The sequence below is a fragment of the Dyadobacter sp. OTU695 genome, from assembly GCF_038440355.1.
Taxonomy (GTDB): domain Bacteria; phylum Bacteroidota; class Bacteroidia; order Cytophagales; family Spirosomataceae; genus Dyadobacter.
Map to the genome: position 1 here is coordinate 60,747 of NZ_JASATN010000020.1, position 20,633 is coordinate 81,379.

Here is a 20,633-nt window from a genome sequence, read left to right on the forward strand (position 1 = left end):
CTTAGTTAATTACTATTCATTAATATAATACTACAACATAAGTTTTATTCAAGAGGTTGAAGTCCTTGTCGAAATACAGCAGGCATCTTGAGACGCCACCGACAGTTACCGAGATGTAATAGCTCGTCAGTCCATTCACATTATTGACCAGCTTCCTTTCAAATTGATAACCTGCGAGTTCCGGGCGACTGTCCAGATATTGCCTGATCTCCGCAGGAACTGTCTCGATATTGGATGGGACATTGGGTAAACCGGGCTGCGTGAATGCGGTGCTGCTCCACCTGAGCTTGCCTTTATCGTCAAAAAGCAGGTGCACGCCCTCGCTTCGGTCGCCGACTTTCTGAGTGGTTATCACATAGTACCATTTCGAATCATCCAGCCGCACCCATGTATGTCCCCTGATGAACGTCATATTAGGCGTGCCCTGAATCGTATCTTTTACCGACGCGGGCAAGTCGCTTATTTCATAGGTAGTTATCCGGTACAGGATTGGGTCAAATGCCGCCGAGCTGTTGGCCCCGACAGGACTAACTCCGGTCCATTCAAACGAATAATCCTCCCCTTTATAATTGTAAATCAACTTATTGGGAATGGCCGCAGCAAAATACCCCGTAGAATAGCTAGTAAATATCCCGTCACCGAATGCCGTTTTTTTCAATGATTCCTGCAATACCGCGGGGGCGCCATCGGGCGATACCTTGAATGTCTCCCACATTTTGCCATAATCCACCAATGAAGTATAGCGGTCAGCATCCGATTTCAATTTCACTTCCCAGATCTTGTCTGCCAGAATTGGCTTGAAAACAAGTTCCTCGGCTTTGGGAAATTTGTCCTTTACCGTTTTCACGGTAGCCTCGGGAATCTCCGGGTTCGGATCGGGCGGACGAAGGTCGTTCAGGTCGTTGCAACCTGAAAGCACCACGGCCAAAACTATTATCAGAGCGAGGGGTTTCATAGTTTTAAATTTCAAAAAGCGACATAGAGGTTCTGTTTAGGAGCATTTTGCCACGGCAGAAGCAAGTTACATCGACGATAGCACGGCGCAGGCAAGCCAACATTTCATAAAATAACCACTAATTGTCAATCAATTAAAAAACAACGTAATATTGGCGCTTGGGCTCGCTTGCTGCATAGGCCCACATTTGCTTCAATAACAGCGTGTAGGTTTTCCCGTCATATTCGTAGTGAAAGCGCATATTTCCCGTTGTCCGCGTGGCTTTCGCTTCCTCGAATGTTTTCAAGCGATTGTACCCCTTTTTATCCAACTTTATTTCAACGCCTTCCGGAAACAGATACGGCAAGCCATCCGGCTGTGCAAAACCTTTCATAAACATCGTCCCTTCCTTCTCGTCCCAACCGTAATTCATATGCAATGGTCGGAACCAGGCAATACTTAAATTGAATGTCTCGGCTTTTCCAAGAAAATCCTTGTTGGGAAAGCTTTCACCGAAATAATAATCCACCCACTTGTCGTCCACAAAAATCAGAAACACGGATCTCATGACAGCCCCATAGTAAGGATCGTTCTTCATAAACGTCGTATCCTTCCCGCTCACCGCGTACCATTCAGCTATTTGGTAGGGATTCCAGCTCAGATTCGTCATGACATCTTCCTTTTTGAGCTCAGGTTCAGGCGGTACTATCTCTCCCGGATCATCCTTCTTTTTACATCCCAACAACATCACCGTTACAACGGCGCAGGCAAGCCAAATCTTCATATACTATTTTACTTATTATCAATTATTTAAGGAAACACCACGTACTTTGCGCTCACCTGCTGGCCGGGTTCGCGGTAGTATTGGTACATTGGTTTCATGGTTATTTTGTAGGTCACTTTACCGAGTTTCGGATCGTCATCTTCGTAAATAAAACGCAGACTAGGCTTGACGACCGCAGCTTTCGCCTGTTCCATCGACATTTTCACATTGAAACTGCCCGGTTCGAGGTAGCCTTTTTTACCCGGGACGATCATCGGGAAATACGAGGTCGTTCTCGCCGTCTCGACGCCAAGCGTGCCCATTTCCTCATTCCATTTCAAATTCATTTCCGTAGGCAGGAATATCCGGATATTCAGACTGAATGTCAAAGCATTGCCAGGTATTTCCGTGTTAGGGATCGGGCTTCCGCCACCGTGGAACATGATCTGTCCGTCTCCTTTGCTGATGTAGAAGTTCAGGAATGCGGCATTGGCATAAAGTTTCAGCAGCGTATCCGCCTTGAACATATCCACCGAATCCTTACCGGCAAACCGCCAGGCGTCGGTAATGTAAAACGAGCTCCTTGCGAGCCACGAGGAAACTGTATCGCGGTCAAGGCGGATAGGCTCCGGTTCAGGTGCGGGTTTCGGGTTGTTTTTCGAACAACCGAACTGCCATGCCGCCAGCAGCAAGAAACAACCTATGGATAAATATCTCTTCATAACCGGTGCCTGATTGACGTGTGAATGCAGCGTTTTCGCATTCCAGTAATAGAGACACGAATGGCTATTTCAAGCGTGGCGATTATTGCCGTTTTTTTTCGGATTTCAACAAAAAAGCATTGCAACGGCTGTCACAATGCTTAATAGTCATCGAAAGGCTTTCTATTTTTCAGGAAAGTAAACCCGTACGTCGGGGTGCATGGTGTAAAACCGCCATTGCTTGCCGTCGAACACGGGAAATCCGCTCGACGAATCGTTCCCCACAATCGGGTTTCCTTCATATTTCTTCCAGTGGATAAGGTCTTTTGACACGGCCACATTCATCGTCCATTCGCGCCAGTCTTTGAACGCGGAAGCGTGGTAGTATGCGTAATAAAGGCCTTTGTGCTGGATGATCTTGTTGAATGCGACGGCAAATGCATCGTAGTTTTCAGGACCTGCATTCAGTACCGGTTCGTCCTGAACGTTCGTCCAGATTTTGAGGTCCTTGCTCGTTGCCAGCCACACAGCGGCGTCGTTGCGCTCGTAGAAGAGGTACCAAATGCCTTTTTCCTTCCAGATCGTTGGGGTTCCGTAAGGTCCTTTGCTAAGGGGCGAGCCGTTCTTAAGTCGGATGTCGATGGCGCCCCGGTCTTTCCAGTGAATGCGGTCGGTGGATGTCAGCAAATGCGCAATGTCGTCTTTGCTCTCGGCAAACATATAATAGGTGCTCCCTTCTTTTAACACACACATATCCTCCACCCACAATGTGCTATGAATGGGGTTTTTCGCGTAGCGGTTCCATTTCAGCCCGTCGTCGGAAGTGGCCATGCCGAGGTACTTCATACTGTCGCCGGTGGCTTTGGTATAGCCGGTGTACCACATGTAGTATTTGTTGCCCTCGCGCAGGATGTACCCGCGTTCGCGGATCTTCTCGTCCCAGGTTTTCGGATCGCCGGTCCCTTTGAAGAGCGGATTGCCGGCATAGGGCTTGAACCTGACGATTTCAGCGGGGAATTCATCGGTTACGTTAGCTGGTGTGCGCTCTACAATGCGGTTGTTTTTTCCTTTTTGCTTAACCAGATCAAATGCATCGTACAACTCGCCCGTCGCGGTATAGGTATCAAATGATAGCTTTTCGCCTTCGATGTTTACCACATGAAAAAGCTGGGTGTAAATGGCCGAACGGTCCATCCAAGCGGCCTTGTCGACATTCGAATCCGTCATTTTCGGCCCGCTTACGGAAACCACGTACATCGTCCCCGACTGAGCGCCCCTTTCCGCCATGGGGATATTGGCCATGCCCCGGGCGTAGGTATGGTCGTGGCCTTGCAGTACGAGATCCACTTTGTATTGATCAAACAACGGCTTGAAAGTCTCGCGCATGCGCTTGTTATCACGGGTAGTTTTAGGCGAAAAAATCGGGTGGTGGAAGGTGATAACCGTCCATTTATTGGGATTGTTTTTCAAAATACCTTCCAGCCAATCTTTCTGAACCTGCGTCCATTTTTCGGAAACATCTACCTGGTCGGAGTTTAATGAAATGAATCTTACACCCTGTACGTCTGCATAATAGCAGGTTTCTTCCAGTCCTTTCGGGCCATTCTCGGGTAGGGTAAACTGCGGCCGCCAGAATACCGACGTCGTATTAATGCCTTCCGGCGTATCGAAATGGTCGTGGTTACCGGGTGTGGGAAATGCGGGGATCATGGCGTGGATGAAGCCGCCCCCACGAAACCAGTCGCCCCATTCGACGTCACGGTTCGCTTTGTTGATCAGGTCGCCCGCGTAAATGGCCAGACGTGCGTCGGGCGCCTTCGCATATGCCTCACGCGCCACGCGCGACCATAGCGAAGCAATATTCACCTGAACATCACCATAGTAGATAAACGAAAGCTTCTGATCGCGCGTGCCGGCTGTTGTGAAATGGATCCATTCGCTCCACCCCTGCTCCCCGCCTACCCGGTACGCATATTTAGTGCCGGGTAGCAGGTTTTCGAAAATGATGGAATGGTAATTGGCCGTCGGCGTATCCTCCCAAACGAGTTTTTGCGTTTGGGCTTTGTACTTTCTGGCCTTCGACACGAAACGCGGATCGGCCTCCGCCACCGCGATTTCGGCGAAACTCGCAGGCACCGCGTCGGAAGTCCGCCAGTTGACCGCCATCGAAGTCGACGGGTCGGCCGTAACGTTCAGCACAATGCGGTCGGGTGATACTGTAGGTGCATAGCGTTCCGCATTCTGCGCGGAGACAGTCAGCGACCATAAGGCCAATGTACCGCATGAAATGACTTTTGAAATACTGTTTTTAAAATACATAAAGAAAACCGGGAGGAACCGGGTGAGGACGAAGTTGGAATGTCACCATGATATACTGTTTTTTTGAATTGAAATACTACCCAAAAAAGCATTAATGTCATCCCCGGCCTCCAATAGCCCGGATTGTCCCGCTGTAATCTGCCCTCAGGGCTCCCAGGAAAACCGCGCCCCGATCCTGACACGATCGCCGAGACCGATGTTCGATATCCAGACATCCGCGCCATCGGCCGGGATTTTATCTATTTTACCCACCGGCTTCAATACATTATCCGAAACCATTCTCAACGTTCCCAACGGCTCAAACCGGTCGTTAAGCACGGTTGCACCTTTGTACAAGGGTGCGAAAGGCAGATTGGTGTCGGTAACCAAAGAGTCGGCCGCATTCCGCACCGTATGCACCTTTCCGATGAGCAGGTCGTCTTCTGTTTCGAGCGTAAGGACATTTCCGGCAATAGTCGCTGATTTAACGGGGTGCTCGGTTTTGCGAAGTGCGTTCGTAAAATGCGCGATTAGGCCCGGTTCGATATCTTTAACCGCCTTGCCTTCCATGGCGATCGATATCCGACGATTCTGCACATCTACATTCGTTACAATGCCCGAGGCAGCCATCGCCCGGAACATCCGGTTTTTGACTTTCAAATAACTCCCATCGCTAAAAAACACGCCCACCGCTTTCCCGGTTCGATCAAAACGCACGACTGCAGCCTGGGCGTCCGTCTCAATCTGATAGCGGGCGATGGCTTTCCGGATATTGCTGGTATCGCTGATGACCACGTCTGTCGCATTCTCCCTGACCACCTCCACGGCTTCCCCGTGCGTCACCGGCAGTTTCCTCAATGCGTTGATCAAAGGATTACTCCCCGAAAACGGCTCCATTACCCCAATAAAAGTACTTTTCAAAACCTTATTGGCAGCCGATTTACGTCTTACGATCATGTATTTCAGAAGGTGGTTCTTCGCCCGCGGCTTGTTCCAGGCGTCAGCCATCAGGATTTCTTGCCCGGACTGCGGCATAATATGGATCCTCACTTTCGCATTCTCATCCGACACGTGGCTGTACGTCAACGCAGTTCTATCTCCATTCAATTTCTGAACATTGAAAAGGTATTGATAACCAGAGCCCTTATAATTCCAATAGCTGCCCTGGTATCCCGTGGCTCCCATTTTGGGATCATCATAAACTGCACCGAATGCCACCGCTGAACCGGCTAGCGTTCCAGGTTGTTTCTCCCCCCATTTCCCTTCGGTCGACACACTGCCCGGCGGACCGTGTAATGCATAATCGTGCTGCTTGCCGCCCGCTACCCTGAAAAAATCGACCACGTAGCTGCGGGTACTGTCTACATCGACCATCACCAGGTTCCGGCGGTAGGCAGTCGTTTGGGGATAGGTGGCAGAGGATGCATCCATTGACCGGGCGAACTTCCCGTCGGCAAAATCGTGCAGCACGCCGGGGACGTTACTCACCTGCCTTTGGGCATCTACGACAACCGTATTATGCGCAACCGAATTGAACGACCAGGTGTAAACTTCCTTCACATACTCATTCATCGCATCGGGATAGCCCAGGTCGGGGATCATTTTCAGGCCGTTCGCAAACAGTTCGAAATTCAGGAAATCCCAATGGTAATGCGTGCCTTTGAAACCGTAATTGAACGTCAATGCGATGGCGTCGGAGCGATTGTTGAGTATACCCATTCCATAACCAGCCAGCAGATGCGACGGACGCGCGGGCAGAGCGCGGCCGTTGGCAAGTGGTTTTACATCCGGCAACACATCGCGGAAAAGCGATTCGAACGTCGAGAACGAATGCGGCCCCACTCTGCCCACGGAGGCAAGCCAAGTCAGATAGCGCGGATCGCGATAGGCCCGGTAACCGACCTGGTACACGTCCGGATCTTGCCCCACCAAAGTCGCGAGGACAGATCCGCTGTCTCCGATCCCCGGCGTAACTTTCCCCGTCGCCACCATTGCCAACGGACTGTCGATCAATGCCCTGAGCCGTGGCTCGCCAAAAAGATCGGTACCGCCCATACGGAGCATATCCGCGAACCGGGTGATTTTCTGGACGGTCAGCAGATTGTAATCCGGCGCTTCAAGTGGCTGCCCGTCGCGAAAGATCATATTATACAATGCATACCGTAAACCTGATTGCACACGGCTCTCGCCGGGCTCTTCCACAAGCATGCGAAGGTATTTTTCGGTTCCCATATGCTGCCGGGCAAGCAGAACGTGCAGCAATGCGATCTGGTGCATGCCGTAGTTACCCTGTATTTTTCGCTGCATGTAGGCGTCCACGGCGTCTTCCAGCACATTGGCCTCTATGAAAGCGCGTATTTGCCCGCCGGTTTTCCCAGTGGCTTTTTGCAAACCCATGTCGTCGTCAATGCTGTCCCACACGGCGTCGTACGCCTCGGCCGCGTTTTGGATAAGGCTCGTTTCCCAGATCAGGTTCAGGATTTTGCCATTATAGGTGTGGCCTTTCATTTTCTCCATCAGCCCGTACCGCGACTGGTTGGCATGGTCCATCGAAGGATACACCTCCCCCAGCCGGTAAAGCATTACCGCCGCCTTGTGCGCGTAGCGCCTATCGCCCGTGAGCAGGTAGGCGTGCGCGAGGTCAGCGAAGGCGGGTTCGATATGCCCCTTCCACATCCACTGGTTGGCATAGGCCACAAACCAGTACCGCTCGCCGTCCGGCGCAATCCAGCCCCAGCCATCATCGGCAAATTTGCGGTCGAGGCCTTTTTTATCCTTAAACCCGCTTTTGTAATAGGCCAGGTAATCGTTCGACGGAAAAACCTGACCGTCGATCGGCGATTTCACCTGCAACGGATGATCGGGATCGACGATCCACGGGTAGAAACCACCCACTTTGAAAACCGTATCGCCGTGAACGGGGCTGCCCTTGGGATTGAGGTCGAAAGCGCGGGGGACGCGGGCGTCGGGCATGAGGGCGATGATGGCCGAATCGGGCCTGACGAGCCATGAGTCGGCTGCTTTCAAAATCTTGTCACGCACCTCGCGTGCCCCTTCATAATGTACAAGGTTCATCCGGGCCTTCATAATATCCGCCTCCCGGTAGATCATTCGCGCCGTTTTCAATGGAAAATGCGGCAAACGTTCCGCGACGGGTTTAAATGGCGGGATTACCAGGCTGTCACGTTGGGCGTTTGCAGTCGGCTGCCCGGCGGTCCGGTGCGGGACCGCCGCAATCAACACAATAGCACCCAAAGTAGTAATCCGGAGAACCGTTTCAAGAAGACGAATCACGACAATCATTTTTGTTGACATAACAATTTAAAGAAAACACCCTCATTCTCCATTGTGAGCACGTAGGTCAAGCTTCTATTCATAAAATACAATCGATAGCCCGTTATACCACAGAAGCATTTCAATTTTCTAATAATTTTTTGTAAACCAAAATATTTTATTTTTGTAAACTTTTTTATGCCAAAATATTCTTTTCCCAAACTCTAATTTGATAGATTTGCTTGGCGACCGCGCGATTTCTATCTTGATCTAAAATCGGGCACGTACACGCGAAATCCTAAACACTTAATGCAATGATGCAGCTGAAATCATTCGGAGTATTTGTCATGGTATTGTTTTCCGCTCATACCCTGGCGCAGAAACGGTATTCCGAAGCACTATCTCCCGCCGAATCCGCCAGGACGTTCCAACTCCGGGAGGAATTCAGCATCGAGCCGTTCGTTACCGAACCCGATGTATTATCTCCTGTGGACTTTGTGTTCGATGCTGCGGGAAATGCATTTGTCATCGAGATGGGCGACTATCCTTATGATGCCCAGCCGGGACGTTTTAAAGGACGTATCCGTCTTCTGAAGGATACCGACGGTGACGGCAGGATCGACAAGTCATTCGTTTTTGCAGATGGCCTGCCAAGTGCTACGAGCGTTTTGCCTTACAAAGATGGGCTTATTGTGTGCGCCGCGCCTGATATCCTGCTCTTGCGCGATACCAACGGCGATTTTAAGGCCGACACCCGCGAGGTACTTTTTACCGGTTTTTTCGCCAAAAATTCCGAAGCCCAGATCACGAGCCTTCGCTACGGAGTCGACAACTGGATCTACGCCAATAACAGCGGACAAGCGGGAATGATCACTTCTCCGCTCCGGCCCGACGCACCTCCATTAAATGTCGCAGGCGGCAATTTCAGGTTCAGGCTGGATAAAAAATTATTCGAGGTTGAATCGGGCAACGGGCAGTTTGGTCTGGCCATGGACGAATGGGGCCACCGGTTTTATACACAAAACACATTGCACATACAACAATCGCCGATCGCGTGGCGGTATCTGCACCGGCACAACTACCTGCCGTCGTTCCGAAGCGATGTCAATATCTCGGACCACGAGCTGGAAATGTTCCAGAAATCGGCTACGCCTTACTGGCGTCAGCAGCGCTCCGACCGCCGCCAAGCCAAATATGACTCGCTTAAAACCGGTTTCAAGGAATACGCCCGCGACCATTTCACCGGGGCATCGGGCGGCACTTTCTATGGCGGAGATGGCTTCCCGAAGGCATTCCAGGGTTCAGTTTTTACGGGGGAAGTGGCCGGAAACCTCGTGCACCGGGACATTATCAATACTTCCGGCGGTTCTCCTACATATACCGCCAGTCGCGATGCGGCTGAAAAAGACCGTGAGTTTCTCGCTTCCACCGATCCGTGGTTCCGCCCTGCCAACCTGACCACTGGCCCGGATGGCTACCTGTACATTGTCGATATGTACCGCCAGCACATTGAAACGCCGGTTTCTATTCCGGAAGATCTCAAAACGGATATGGATTTTGCGAACGGCGAGCAGTATGGCCGCATTTGGCGGATATTCCCGAAAGAAGGTGAAAAACGGCCGGTCGCTTTGCCCGATTTACGCAAACAAACAACGGCTGAACTGGTTGCATTGCTGGCGCATCCCAATCAATGGTGGCGGCTGAATGCACAGCGCATCCTCGTCGAAAAACAGGACAAATCGGCGGTAGCAGCGCTGAAAAAAATGACCATACACGCCGACCCCCGTGCCCGTCTCCACGCCATGTACACACTTGAAGCACTGAACGCATTGGACGAAGCACCGGTAAAAGGCGCGCTCAACGATCCACATGCGGGCGTCCGTGAGCACGCGGTAATGTTGGCAGAAAAGTATCCCGCATTTCTTGCTGACATCATCCGTCTCACCGGCGACAGTTCTCCACAAGTAGCGTATCAGGCGTGCCTAAGCGCAGGACAGTTTTCAGGAAAAGAGTCGCTGGCAGCATTGGCCACCTGCGCAGAAAAAAATCCCGATAATGCCGCCTGGCGCCTCGCCGTGCTCAGTTCCAGTACGGGAGCATCGCCCGAATTCCTCCGGCTGCTGATCGACAGAAAGGACTTTTTCAGCGCGCATTCTCCCGGAAAATTGCAATTCCTGGACGATTTCGCCTACATTACTATCACCCGGAACGGCAAAAACGAAGTTGCCGCCTTACTGGAACTACTCAATACCACAATCACCGCCGATGAATGGGCCGTCGCGGCGCTTTCGGGCCTTTACAAGGGCGCCCGGAAAGCGGGAAACAAAGGCGAACCGGAGAAAGCGGTGGTGAAGCAATTGGAAAAACTGGAAAACAGGTCTTCCGAAAACATTAAGAGGAGCGCTGCGCAACTCCGGAAAGTGCTAAATATAAACTAGGCAAGCCTTCCCGTCTAACCCGCTTATTCACAGACCACCATCACTGTATGCATTCCATTTCAAACCGACGGGCCTTTTTGCGAAGTTGCCTTTCCGCCGCCGCTCTCACCGGCGGTGGCCTGGCGTTCACCCATTGCGCATCGTCCAAAAAACCGCAACCCGTCCAAGCACAGACTGCCCAGGCCGATCCGTGCAGCGACCTCACCGGTGTGGATCCGACCGACGTCCAGAAACGCAAATCCCTGGGCTACACCAACAAATCGCCGCTGCCCGACAGCCAGTGCGACAATTGCAAGCTGTGGGTTCCGGCAAAGGAAGGTAAAGAATGCGGCGGCTGCCTGCTTTTTACAGGGCCGGTAAACCCCGAAGGACATTGTACTTATTGGGCTCCACAGGTTTAAAACACATATCATATGCTGCATAAGCCGTTTAACCGTCGGGAATTTCTGAAAACCAACGCCGTTTTGGGGGTTGGGGCGGCGGTTTTGCCGGGGTTCGTCGTGGATGATCAGGAAGTGGTCAGGAGTGGTCAGGAATTGTTTTTGGCTGAAAAAGCGGTCGGGTCCCGGCTTTACTTCGATGGATTTACGCGTATCGGACCTCGGAAGTACAAGCATTTGGCCGAGAAATGGAGGCTGGATGATTTGTTAAAAGATATGGACCAATGCTCGATCTCAGCGGCGCTGGTGGCTTACACGCAGTCTGTCAATTATGATCTGATGTATTCCAACCTGGAATTGAGCCGGATGATCAAGCCTTATCCGCACCTGTTTCCGATCTGGAATGTAATGCCGCATCAGACCGGTGAATTTCCGGAGCCCGCAGAAATGGCGAGGCTTATGGCGGAAAACAATGTGCGGGCCGTCACCATTCATCCGAAAACCAATGCATGGGATTGGAAAGCGCGGCATTGCACACCTCTGTTTGCACATTTAAGTAAAAATAAAATACTAACCATCACTACCGCCAGCGAACTGGGCGCATGGGAGGATGTGGAAGAGTTCCTGAACCGCTACCCTACTCTCCCCTTACTGCTGACGGGCGCCGTCTGGAACGAGCAGCGGTATGTGCTCCCGCTGGTGCAGCAGTACAAAAACCTGCACATCAGTTTTGACAATTTCCAGATCAACGAAGGCCTTGAATACCTGCACCGCACCGGTTGCGTTGACCAGCTGATTTTTGCTTCGAACAGCCCCACAATGTCGGCCGGCGCCCACCGCACTTACATTGACTATGCGGCCATTCCCGAACCCGACCGGGCCAAAATAGCGGGCGGTAATCTCATGCGGCTGTTGAAATTGGCTTCTAAACCGGCATTAAGGGAAAATAAAAGCGAGGATATCCTCATGCAGGCGGTGCGCGCGGGCTCGCCCCTGCCCGTACCCGTTATAGACATGCACATGCATATGCTACACGAGGGGTTAAATGGCGGCGGCTGGACTTATCGTATGGAAAATGGCGGCCCAAAAGGCATTTTCGCCATGGCCAAACGACTCGGCTATCAGGGCGGCGGCATTATGAGCTGGAATGGTGTTGTAAGCCAGAACGCCATTGCCGGTAACCCTTGTACAGCCGAGGCGCTGGATGCTGCGCCCAAAGGTTACTGGGGATTGGCAACCTTCGATCCGAGCCATTACAGCCAGGAAGAACTGCGCAAAATGATCGCACAGGTGTATGCCGACAAGCGGTTTATCGGTATGAAACCCTATCAGTTTTATGGCTTCGAGTACCATGATCCGGTGTATGATGTTTGGTGGGAATATGGCAATCAAAACAAATTCTATGGCCTGATCCACAACTCCCGTTCCGATTTACTGGAAGTAGAGACTCTTGCCAGGAAATACCCCGACGTCCGGTGGATCATTGCGCACGCGGGCGGCAGCTACAAAATGGCCGATATGGCGATTGCCGTTATGAAAAAGTACCCGAATGTATTTGCGGAGATCACCCTGACACCCGTGCCGCTAGGGGTAATCGAATACCTCGTCGCCGGTGCAGGCGAAAACCGCATTCTCTACGGTTCCGACCTGCCGATGCGTGACCCGCGCCAGCAACTCGGGTGGCTCGTTTTTTCGACATTGTCCCTGGAAGTAAAAAAGAAAATACTGGCCGAAAATGCGATGCAGGTGATCAAACCTTGCCTCGAAAGGTTACCTGAGCATAACCGACCTTCATTGGTATCTAAATAGAAAAGCAAACAATGTGTACCCCATACAATTTATCGAGAAGGGAATTTCTGGCTGGTACCGGGGCATTGCTGCTCGGTAATGCGCTTGGTGCGCGGCCAGCCGGTGTATCGGCCCCCGAACCGATCATCGATATTCACCAGCACGTACATTACGCCGCGCGACCGGACGACGTGCTGGTAGCGCATCAGCGTGCAATGGGCATTACGCACACGATTTTGCTGCCTGCCGGTACACCGGCGTTCGGTACTTCCACCCACGGCGGCAAAACAAATGGCTTACAGGCGCAATGCGCTGGTAATGAAGCCTGTTATCAAATTTCGCAGAAATATCCGGGCGAGTTCACATTCGGCTCCAACGAAGTTCCCGACCTGCCCGACGCCATTCAGGAAATTGCAAAGTACCTTAAATTAGGCGGACGTGTGATCGGCGAATTGAAGTTTGGTGTGGATTGCGATTCGAAGGAAATGCAGCGCATTTACCAGTTAGCAGAAGCATATAATGTTCCGGTGCTCATGCATTGGCAGTTCCAGATGTTCAATTATAATTTCGAGCGTTTCCCTAAAATGCTTGAAAAATACCCGAAAGTGAATTTTATCGGTCACGCGCAGACCTGGTGGGCGAATATCGACAAGGGTCACACGGATCAAAGCATTCTTTATCCCAAAACAAAAGTGACACAAGGTGGCCTGACCGACCGGTTACTAGCCGATTACCCGAATATGTTCGGCGATATGTCCGCCGGATCAGGCCTATTGTCCATGACCCGTGACGAAGACCACGCCCGCGACTTTCTGAAACGCCATCAGGACAAGCTATTCTACGGCAGCGATTGCGACGACCATATCGGTTCCGGTGAAAAGTGCCAGGGTGCGCAAACCATCGCCGAGATTCGAAAACTGTCGCCGTCTAAAACCGTTGAAAGAAAAATCCTGTATGATAATGCCAAAAAGCTGTTCAGAATATAACTAAAAGGCCCTTTTGCTTTCACAAAAGGGCCTTTTCTGTCAATTTGATATACACTAAACACCAAGGCTCCAACCTTCGCGGTAGTTCCGTCTAACCCACTGGTTGACCTCGTCGAAGTTCGTCACTTTCATATTTTGATAATCCCAAAGCATTTTCAGGTTTGATCCCGGGTAGTCGAAACCGTTTCCGGTTGCACGCGGTTTGGGCATATCCGCTCCACGGATCGCCAGGTTCGCCATCAGGATCGCCTCTGTTAATGGACCCGCCTTTTCGAATGGCGAGCTCATCTCCATTTTACCGTAGCCGGCGATACAGCCCTCCACCCATTGTGCGTAGTGGCCCTCTGCCGAACCGGGCACGCGGGCGAACTTCTGTTTTACCTTCACTTCCTCCATGCGCGAAAGCGGCAACAGACGCGGATTGGCCGCATATTCGCTGGCCATCATCTTGCCTTTGGTACCTACAAAAAGAATTCCGCTGTTGCCATCGCCGAACAATTCGTTAGGCCCGAGCTCTTCCGGACGCTCCGGTTTGATACCGCCGTCCATCCAGTGCATCGTTACCTTTCCTTTGGTCTTTGACGTTTTCGGGAAAGTAAGGGTTGCGTGGCTCGATGGCGGACAGCTATCCGGGAATATACCCCGCTTGCCGAATGCGGTGAATACGCTGCCCACGCTGGCTTGCATATCCAGCGCATATTTCAGGTCCAGAATGCGGAACGGCGCTTCCATCAGGTGGCAACCGAGGTCCCCCAATGCACCGGTACCGTAATCCCACCACCCGCGCCAGCTTCCGGGGATCAGGTTGTCGACATAGTCCTTATAAGGTGCCGTACCGAGCCACAAATTCCAGTCGAGCTCTTTCGGAACTGCCGGTTTGTCGGTCGGCCAGGGAATACCCTGCGGCCAGATCGGCCGGTTAGTCCAGATATAAACGGTGTGCACATGACCGATAATGCCTGCATCGTGCCACTCGTGCAGCTGTCGCACGCCATCGCCCGACGATCCCTGGTTGCCCATTTGAGTCACCACCTTGTATTTGGCGGCGGCCTCGGTGAGCATCCGGGCTTCGTAAATATCGTGCGTCATGGGCTTTTGTACGTACACGTGCTTGCCCAGCTGCATGGCCGCCATGGCTACAACAGCATGCGTGTGGTCAGGCGTGGACACCGAAACGGCATCGAAATTTTTGGATTCTTTTTCAAACATTTCCCGCCAGTCCTTATAATACTTGGCTTGCGGGAAGTTCTTAACGGAGGTGGCTGCACGTCTGTCGTCCACATCGCACAGGTAGCCGATATTGGCTTTACCGCTTTTGAAGAAATTGGCAATGTCGGACGTACCTTTTCCGCCGACACCTACTCCTGCCACAGTCAGCTTATCGCTGGGAGCCACATATCCTTTGCCCAACACGTGGCGTGGAACGATCATCAGGCCTGCGGCGGTACCTGCGGCCGCTTTAATGAAATCCCTCCGCGAAGAAGAAGGCTGTTCTTGAACGGTATTCTTTTTTTCCATGTACGTGATTTTTTGATTTAGGAAATGGATATACAGATTACAGGTACTTCACCTAAGTTTACTACTCGCCTAAGTATTTTTTTTCAAGTATTTACTCTGAATATTCCAATTATGGCCCTAAACCCACTATTCACCCCGTACAGACAAGACAAAAGACCACCGTTTTTTCCTAACTTTTACAAAACTTAACCACCCCTTCCTATGAAAACACATTTCCGCTTCCGTGCCGCTCATCTCGGCTTGCTGCTGACAGCATGCACACTGCTTTCGCTCTCTTTTATCACCCGTTCCGACGTTGGCAAAGGCAAACTGGTTTACAAATCCGGCAGCAAATCTTTCGATATGAATATCAAATCGGCCTATTTCATCACCGGGCCGGACGGTTTCGACAGCGGCAAAAAAATTCGCCGCCTGATTTTCAACACGAGCGTACTCGATGATAAAATCAAGTCGTGCAGCGTCATGAATTGTGTAGATCAATACATTGAAGGCTTGCAGGTAGATCTGGACGCCGCGCCAAGGCTGCTTTATTGGATCAGTCTGAACAACCAGCTGGTGCAATACTCAGGCACGGCGCAGAACGAGTTCCTGACCTTAACCGCCGATACCGCCGACCATTTAGCCGGCACATTGAAATTCGACCAGTCAGCTTCCGGCGGCCCGGTAGTGGATGTGACATTTGACGCGAAATTGGTGAAGACGTTTGCCAAAGCCAGGTAGTGACGGTCAATCCAAGCTTTCCAGTCTTTTATCCACGAGCATGTCACGGTAACGCTTCATTTGAAACTGTATTTCTGCAAGCCTTTCTGAACCCGTTTCAGGGCATTGGAATTCCGTTTCCAATTCACGGAGGTATTTCTTAACCTTCCACTCGGTAAGTGCCAGCGATACCCAACGTGTTCCTTCCTGCAAAATCAAACTTTTGATGATAACAAAGCTGTGGTATGCGAAATATGCCATTAATCCAACAAGCACCAGCAGTATCTCTCTCAATCGCCCATCGGAAAGTTCTGAGATAATTGCGCTTAACGTCGTGGTGATTGCTGCAATGGCCTTACTTTTCGGATATGTTACCTGAGGCTTGACACGCCCCGCCACTATTCAAGGACGGCAAGGATTTCCTCGGCGAGACCATCCCGGTGATGACGCCCCAAAGTGACCGATCTACCTGTTTTAGGGTTGGTAAGGACAAAATCCCCGTAAAGTGAATTGTAAAGAAAGCGAACCGAATAAAATAAAAAACGGCCCAATTTGAAAACGATCCAGGCAGCGGTAACGACAAGGATTGCGCTCGAAAGAAAATTAGCTATTTCCATATTGAAGTGTGAGTTTTGAGTGATGAACCACACGAAAATATTGCTAACTTCCCGGCTTTGAAATTCTTCAGACCAAAAAAGAATCGTCTTTTATCCTGCGGCTTCGGTACTGCGGAATTGCTTACGATAAGCAGCAGGCGTGATGCCGCCGAATTTGCGGAACTGCCTGAAGAAGAAGGGCGGACTCTCGTAACCGCAGGCAAAACTGATCTCAGCCACCTGCATATCGGTTTCGATGAGCATTTTAGAGGCCATATTAATGCGGTATTCGTTGAGAAAGGTGAAGAGCGGCTTTTGCATAATCCGGCTGAAAAACCGGGAAAAGGCCTCCTCGCTCATACACACGAGCCCAGAGAGCGTCGCCAGCGTGATACGTTCGGCGTAATGCGCCCGGATGTAATTGTAAACGGTATTAATGCGCTGGTTGTCCTCATAATTAAGCGGGTAAGCAAATCCCTGTTCACAGAGGAAATGGAAATTTTTGACGGCTGCCAGCATTTCAAGTACTTCAAGAAACTTGATCAGCCGGGGAAAGGGCTGCATTTCCAGCATTTCGGCTAACATAGGTTTTACGCGCGCCGACATTTCCTGGTCGAAACGGATACCCTGCCCGGCGAGTTGCAGCAGCCGTTTCACCGATTTGAATTCCTCCGCATCCTGCCAGCCATCACCTATAAATCCCGCCGGCCATTGCACCACGATAGAACTTGCCGGACCAGGACTGTCCGGCGTGTTTTTCCAGCAGTGCGGCAGGTTCGGCCCGAGCAATACGAGATCACCCGCCTCAAAGCTCTCCATACTATTGCCCACATAGCGGATTCCTTCGCTTTGCAAAATGACCGTCAATTCATATTCCGGATGGTAATGCCATGGAGCGTCAAACTCTGCTACCTCATACCCGAATATGCGGAAAGAGGATTCAGGTAGTGGCTGAAACGCTTCGAATTGTGCTTTCATGGCCCTAAAAGTGGCATTTTATACCCTATTTAGCAACTATTACAAACCTTGACTTCAAAAGTAATACAAAATAAGTTAGTTATTGATCAAAATCAGCAATCCGGTTAAACTATGACATCGCTCATATTTGCAACACTAAAACTAAATCCGAAACAAGAAATTATGGAAGTTGCGACAGGAGATCTTTCCAGGTACCATGAACTGGTGGCTGATCTGTTCAAACAGCCCGCCAGTCCGGACGAGTGGGAAAAATATCGCCTCAGCGACGAGCAGGTGGCTTTTTTTCATGAAAACGGATACCTATCCAATATTAAGCTGCTGGAAGACTGGCAGGTAGATGCGCTGAACGAGGAGCTGGTCGCCGCTACCGACCCATCCAACCCCAGCCATCATTTATACTACGAATTCCATTCGAATGAATCGGCCGATCCTAACGCGGTGCTTTTGCACGCGCTCGGTGCGTGGCGGGTGACTGAAGGCTTCCATGATGTGCTCTGGAATCCGGCTTTCGTGATGGCCGCAAGCCAGCTGCTCGGTAATAAGGCCGTGCGGTTCTGGCACGATCAGCTTTTCTGCAAGCCGGCACGGCACGGGGGCGTGGTGGCGTGGCACCAGGACTATTCCTACTGGACCCGCTCTATTCCCATGCAACACCTGACCTGCTGGACCGGCCTCGACGACTCGCTCATCGAAAATGGATGCCTCTACTATGTTCCTAAAAGCCACCGCTGGGGGCTCCTCGATAAGCCTGAACTGGCCGGCGACATGGAAGGGCTCATGCAATACCTGACCGACGAGCAAAAAGCGGAATTCAAACCGGTCCCCATAGAAATGAAGCGTGGTTATGGAACGTTCCACCACCCGCTGACGGTCCACGGCTCGTATGAGAACCGCTCAGAGCGCTCGCGGCGTGCATTCGTGCTCAATGTATTTGCCGACGGCACCATGTCGGACACTAATGACACGCTGCTCGACGGCGTGCCTGTCGTTCCGAAGGGACAAAAATTAGACGGGCAGTTTTTCCCACTGCTTTTCGACGCATAACGCTACTATTCCTAAATCCTGACAATAACACACGCTGCAAAGAGGCTGCCCGTTGGGTAGCCTCTTTTGTATTCACTGCCGGGCAATCATTCGGAAGAAAAAACTGCCAGGATCGCCCAGTTGCTGCCATACAATATACGTTGGCCCAAACTCCCTGATTTCTGGTGGGCTTTCAAATGAAATACGATAATGCCTTGCACTATAAACTAACTCTTCCAGCGGAGTGAATGCACAGGCAGCGAAAAGCAAAACAGTAATCGATGCCGATTTTCTTTTATTTTCCATCAAACGGATAATTTGTTTGATGACCATTACAGACACAACAAAAAGCGACGGCATCGACAGCTTAATAGTCCAATCATTCCAGGTACCCAGCGTAAAAAATGGAATGATAAAAAGCATTGGGAGCGCAATGGACAAAATGTCAAAATCCATTTTTCTGAATGGGAACCAAAATAATACAGCTGACAAAATTGCAAACTCGGCTAATACAAAAAGGCTATAATTCCTCCAAAAATTATCGACATAATACGGCGCGAACAGTATTTCGAATGAAAAGTCATTTGAAATAATAAATGCCGTCAGTAAAATAAATAGAAGGCTGGTTAAAATACTCAACGGATTTAGCCGAAGCCATTCCTTCCAATAGCATTTCAATACTGGAAAAATAAAGGGAACAATTCCAATGAGGCAAAGTGGAGACCATAACAGCAGCGAGACTATTACAAGCGGAAAAATGTGCATAAGCAATGGGCTGATTTGTCGCCGGTTCAATATAATACATATCATGAGCCAGGATGGCAAACAATGTTGAGGAGCCCAGAATAAATTCCTTGTGTGCGAAAAGTAGTGAAATGGGCTTAACCACATTTCTGAACGATCGGCAGTAAATGCCAGCAACCAGTTGAATACATAATCCAAACCACCAAACAGGCAAATGCCGGCAAACACCGTCAGTGTTACCACGCTCCCCTGGCGCTGCATATATACGCGTACGAGCACGAGCGCAAGCCAAACCCCGAGCCAGGAGTAGGCAAAAAGCGCGAGATTCGCCGCTTTCCAACCCAATAGCTTACCTACAACTGCCGCGGGAAGGTAATAGGCGAAGTAGTAGACATAAGCCTTATCCGAAACTAGGCCAAATGAATCCCCGAAATACCCGGCGGGGAAATACAATGGCCAAGAGCTGGTAACGAGGTGCCATAACAGAGAACTTCGTATGCCGGAATCAAAATTACGATAGCCAATTCCGCCGATGCTGGAAAACGACAACCAGCCCAATGCCAAAACAACCATCAGAAGTAAGTGCCAGCGCCACAAGCGCCATTCCGGCAACACGTTTTTGATTTGCATTTTGAGTTCCCTGGAAGTCATCACATGACGAAAGGATCGATAGCACACGAAAGTAGTCAACCCGAAAAGCACACTGGAAATTTCGACTCTGACAAATCCGGAAATAAAAATCATCACCGGAAGAATCAAGTAACAAAAAGAAATAAGGACAATCCAATTGAGCAAAACAGGTCTCGGATTTGAATAGTCATCGCGGTCTTCGGAGAATGTTTTCCGTTTGTGGCTTCCAGGTTCGATTGTGCCAACAAAAGAAAGTACAAGGACTTTTTCCGCATTGGCAAATGGGAGGGTTTTCATAGGATCTGATAATTAAATGGCACAGAAATTCCTTCCGGATTGAAGACAGGGTTCAACCCAGGTAGCCGGTCAATAAAAATAGAAGCAGCGGGTTATCCGAACGAGACAAACGGGGCGTCAGGCAGTGACGATATTATTTATACGAAAAGCGCTTTTCGTATTCAAAGAACTATTTGAATAGCTTTTCAAATAAGACACTCCGGGCGGGCAGTTACGTTGCGAAAAAGAGCTATTTTTTACATTAAAAGATTTGCGAAGAGCATTTTAAATTTCGGCGGCCATCGCCGGATCGCTAATGCCGTGTTTACCGGTTGCGATCCTGCCGGCAAAACAGCGCTGAGATTTACCTTTCGATCCAAATTGAATGGTCAGGTCATACCAGTTTCCCTTGCTATCACAAGCTCATTCCCTCGCGGCTTTTCTACCAGCATACTCTTTCCTGGTACTGTTCCCCGGAAAGCTTAGGAAGTAGCCGTTCGGCCCAAATACCTCCAGTGCGTAATCCCCCGAATCGGGAGCCAGGCCCCATTCGTCCGCCGTAACTTACCGTTTACGAATCGATGCTCGCATTGCAGTTACCAAACTGC

16 protein-coding genes are annotated in these 20,633 nt (G+C 50.6%); 6 read left to right on the top strand and 10 right to left on the bottom strand.

The genetic code is table 11. The features are described from left to right. Positions 1 to 19: 19 nt before the first annotated feature. From AAHB90_RS26755 to AAHB90_RS26775, 5 genes are all read right to left on the bottom strand, one after another. Positions 20 to 955, bottom strand: a complete 936-nt coding sequence (locus AAHB90_RS26755; RefSeq protein ID WP_342088302.1) for a hypothetical protein — start codon at positions 953 to 955, stop codon at positions 20 to 22. Between the two features lie 133 nt (positions 956 to 1,088). Further along, positions 1,089 to 1,718 (bottom strand): hypothetical protein, encoded by a 630-nt coding sequence (locus AAHB90_RS26760; RefSeq protein WP_342088303.1) that lies wholly within the window; start codon positions 1,716 to 1,718, stop codon positions 1,089 to 1,091. Between the two features lie 26 nt (positions 1,719 to 1,744). Continuing rightward, entirely contained in the window at positions 1,745 to 2,419 is a 675-nt protein-coding gene (locus AAHB90_RS26765; protein ID WP_342088304.1) for a hypothetical protein, read from the bottom strand. A gap of 162 nt (positions 2,420 to 2,581) precedes the next feature. Further along, positions 2,582 to 4,717 (bottom strand): fibronectin type III domain-containing protein, encoded by a 2,136-nt coding sequence (locus AAHB90_RS26770; RefSeq protein WP_342088305.1) that lies wholly within the window; start codon positions 4,715 to 4,717, stop codon positions 2,582 to 2,584. 144 nt (positions 4,718 to 4,861) lie between these two features. Then, positions 4,862 to 7,990 carry a heparinase II/III domain-containing protein gene (locus AAHB90_RS26775; protein WP_342088306.1) on the bottom strand — a complete coding sequence of 1,043 codons (3,129 nt, stop codon included), beginning with the start codon at positions 7,988 to 7,990 and terminating at the stop codon, positions 4,862 to 4,864. A gap of 293 nt (positions 7,991 to 8,283) precedes the next feature. Here AAHB90_RS26775 and AAHB90_RS26780 point away from each other — a divergent pair, with 293 nt between their 5' ends. The 4 genes from AAHB90_RS26780 to AAHB90_RS26795 all read left to right on the top strand — a co-directional run bounded on the left by AAHB90_RS26780 (position 8,284) and on the right by AAHB90_RS26795 (position 13,561). Continuing rightward, positions 8,284 to 10,407, top strand: coding sequence for a PVC-type heme-binding CxxCH protein (locus tag AAHB90_RS26780; protein WP_342088307.1), 2,124 nt, complete (start codon positions 8,284 to 8,286; stop codon positions 10,405 to 10,407). A gap of 77 nt (positions 10,408 to 10,484) precedes the next feature. After that, entirely contained in the window at positions 10,485 to 10,808 is a 324-nt protein-coding gene (locus AAHB90_RS26785; protein ID WP_342088308.1) for a high-potential iron-sulfur protein, read from the top strand. A gap of 12 nt (positions 10,809 to 10,820) precedes the next feature. Next, entirely contained in the window at positions 10,821 to 12,596 is a 1,776-nt protein-coding gene (locus tag AAHB90_RS26790; protein ID WP_342088309.1) for an amidohydrolase family protein, read from the top strand. A gap of 11 nt (positions 12,597 to 12,607) precedes the next feature. Then, positions 12,608 to 13,561 carry an amidohydrolase family protein gene (locus AAHB90_RS26795; protein ID WP_342088310.1) on the top strand — a complete coding sequence of 318 codons (954 nt, stop codon included), beginning with the start codon at positions 12,608 to 12,610 and terminating at the stop codon, positions 13,559 to 13,561. 54 nt (positions 13,562 to 13,615) lie between these two features. Here AAHB90_RS26795 and AAHB90_RS26800 read toward each other — a convergent pair whose 3' ends face one another. Next, entirely contained in the window at positions 13,616 to 15,079 is a 1,464-nt protein-coding gene (locus AAHB90_RS26800; RefSeq protein WP_342088311.1) for a Gfo/Idh/MocA family protein, read from the bottom strand. A 201-nt stretch (positions 15,080 to 15,280) separates the two neighbouring features. Between AAHB90_RS26800 and AAHB90_RS26805 the strand changes: the two genes are divergently transcribed. Beyond that, positions 15,281 to 15,799: a hypothetical protein gene (locus AAHB90_RS26805; RefSeq protein WP_342088312.1), complete on the top strand. Its 519-nt coding sequence runs from the start codon at positions 15,281 to 15,283 to the stop codon at positions 15,797 to 15,799. A 6-nt stretch (positions 15,800 to 15,805) separates the two neighbouring features. Here the strand turns inward: AAHB90_RS26805 and AAHB90_RS26810 are convergent, their stop codons facing one another. The 3 genes from AAHB90_RS26810 to AAHB90_RS26820 form a co-directional block, all read right to left on the bottom strand. Beyond that, entirely contained in the window at positions 15,806 to 16,072 is a 267-nt protein-coding gene (locus tag AAHB90_RS26810; protein ID WP_342088313.1) for a hypothetical protein, read from the bottom strand. Between the two features lie 104 nt (positions 16,073 to 16,176). After that, positions 16,177 to 16,395 carry a hypothetical protein gene (locus AAHB90_RS26815; RefSeq protein ID WP_342088314.1) on the bottom strand — a complete coding sequence of 73 codons (219 nt, stop codon included), beginning with the start codon at positions 16,393 to 16,395 and terminating at the stop codon, positions 16,177 to 16,179. Between the two features lie 90 nt (positions 16,396 to 16,485). Next, positions 16,486 to 17,352, bottom strand: coding sequence for an AraC family transcriptional regulator (locus AAHB90_RS26820; protein ID WP_342088315.1), 867 nt, complete (start codon positions 17,350 to 17,352; stop codon positions 16,486 to 16,488). Positions 17,353 to 17,514: 162 nt separating this feature from the next. Here AAHB90_RS26820 and AAHB90_RS26825 point away from each other — a divergent pair, with 162 nt between their 5' ends. Next, a complete protein-coding gene (locus AAHB90_RS26825; protein WP_342088316.1) occupies positions 17,515 to 18,396 on the top strand; it encodes a phytanoyl-CoA dioxygenase family protein in 882 nt (293 codons plus the stop codon). Positions 18,397 to 18,468: 72 nt separating this feature from the next. On the opposite strand, the gene AAHB90_RS26830 is transcribed toward AAHB90_RS26825, so the two are convergent. Next, entirely contained in the window at positions 18,469 to 20,046 is a 1,578-nt protein-coding gene (locus AAHB90_RS26830; protein WP_342088317.1) for a hypothetical protein, read from the bottom strand. Between the last annotated feature and the right edge of the window lie 587 nt (positions 20,047 to 20,633).

Excerpts from the sequence above, each read along its gene's own strand:
- AAHB90_RS26790 (WP_342088309.1), top strand. The coding sequence starts at position 10,821 with ATGCTGCATAAGCCGTTTAACCGTCGGGAATTTCTGAAAACCAACGCC.
- AAHB90_RS26805 (WP_342088312.1), top strand. The coding sequence starts at position 15,281 with ATGAAAACACATTTCCGCTTCCGTGCCGCTCATCTCGGCTTGCTGCTG.
- AAHB90_RS26795 (WP_342088310.1), top strand. The coding sequence starts at position 12,608 with ATGTGTACCCCATACAATTTATCGAGAAGGGAATTTCTGGCTGGTACC.
- AAHB90_RS26825 (WP_342088316.1), top strand. The coding sequence starts at position 17,515 with ATGGAAGTTGCGACAGGAGATCTTTCCAGGTACCATGAACTGGTGGCT.
- AAHB90_RS26755 (WP_342088302.1), bottom strand. The coding sequence starts at position 955 with ATGAAACCCCTCGCTCTGATAATAGTTTTGGCCGTGGTGCTTTCAGGT.
- AAHB90_RS26760 (WP_342088303.1), bottom strand. The coding sequence starts at position 1,718 with ATGAAGATTTGGCTTGCCTGCGCCGTTGTAACGGTGATGTTGTTGGGA.
- AAHB90_RS26780 (WP_342088307.1), top strand. The coding sequence starts at position 8,284 with ATGATGCAGCTGAAATCATTCGGAGTATTTGTCATGGTATTGTTTTCC.
- AAHB90_RS26815 (WP_342088314.1), bottom strand. The coding sequence starts at position 16,395 with ATGGAAATAGCTAATTTTCTTTCGAGCGCAATCCTTGTCGTTACCGCT.
- AAHB90_RS26765 (WP_342088304.1), bottom strand. The coding sequence starts at position 2,419 with ATGAAGAGATATTTATCCATAGGTTGTTTCTTGCTGCTGGCGGCATGG.
- AAHB90_RS26770 (WP_342088305.1), bottom strand. The coding sequence starts at position 4,717 with ATGTATTTTAAAAACAGTATTTCAAAAGTCATTTCATGCGGTACATTG.
- AAHB90_RS26820 (WP_342088315.1), bottom strand. The coding sequence starts at position 17,352 with ATGAAAGCACAATTCGAAGCGTTTCAGCCACTACCTGAATCCTCTTTC.
- AAHB90_RS26830 (WP_342088317.1), bottom strand. The coding sequence starts at position 20,046 with ATGAAAACCCTCCCATTTGCCAATGCGGAAAAAGTCCTTGTACTTTCT.
- AAHB90_RS26800 (WP_342088311.1), bottom strand. The coding sequence starts at position 15,079 with ATGGAAAAAAAGAATACCGTTCAAGAACAGCCTTCTTCTTCGCGGAGG.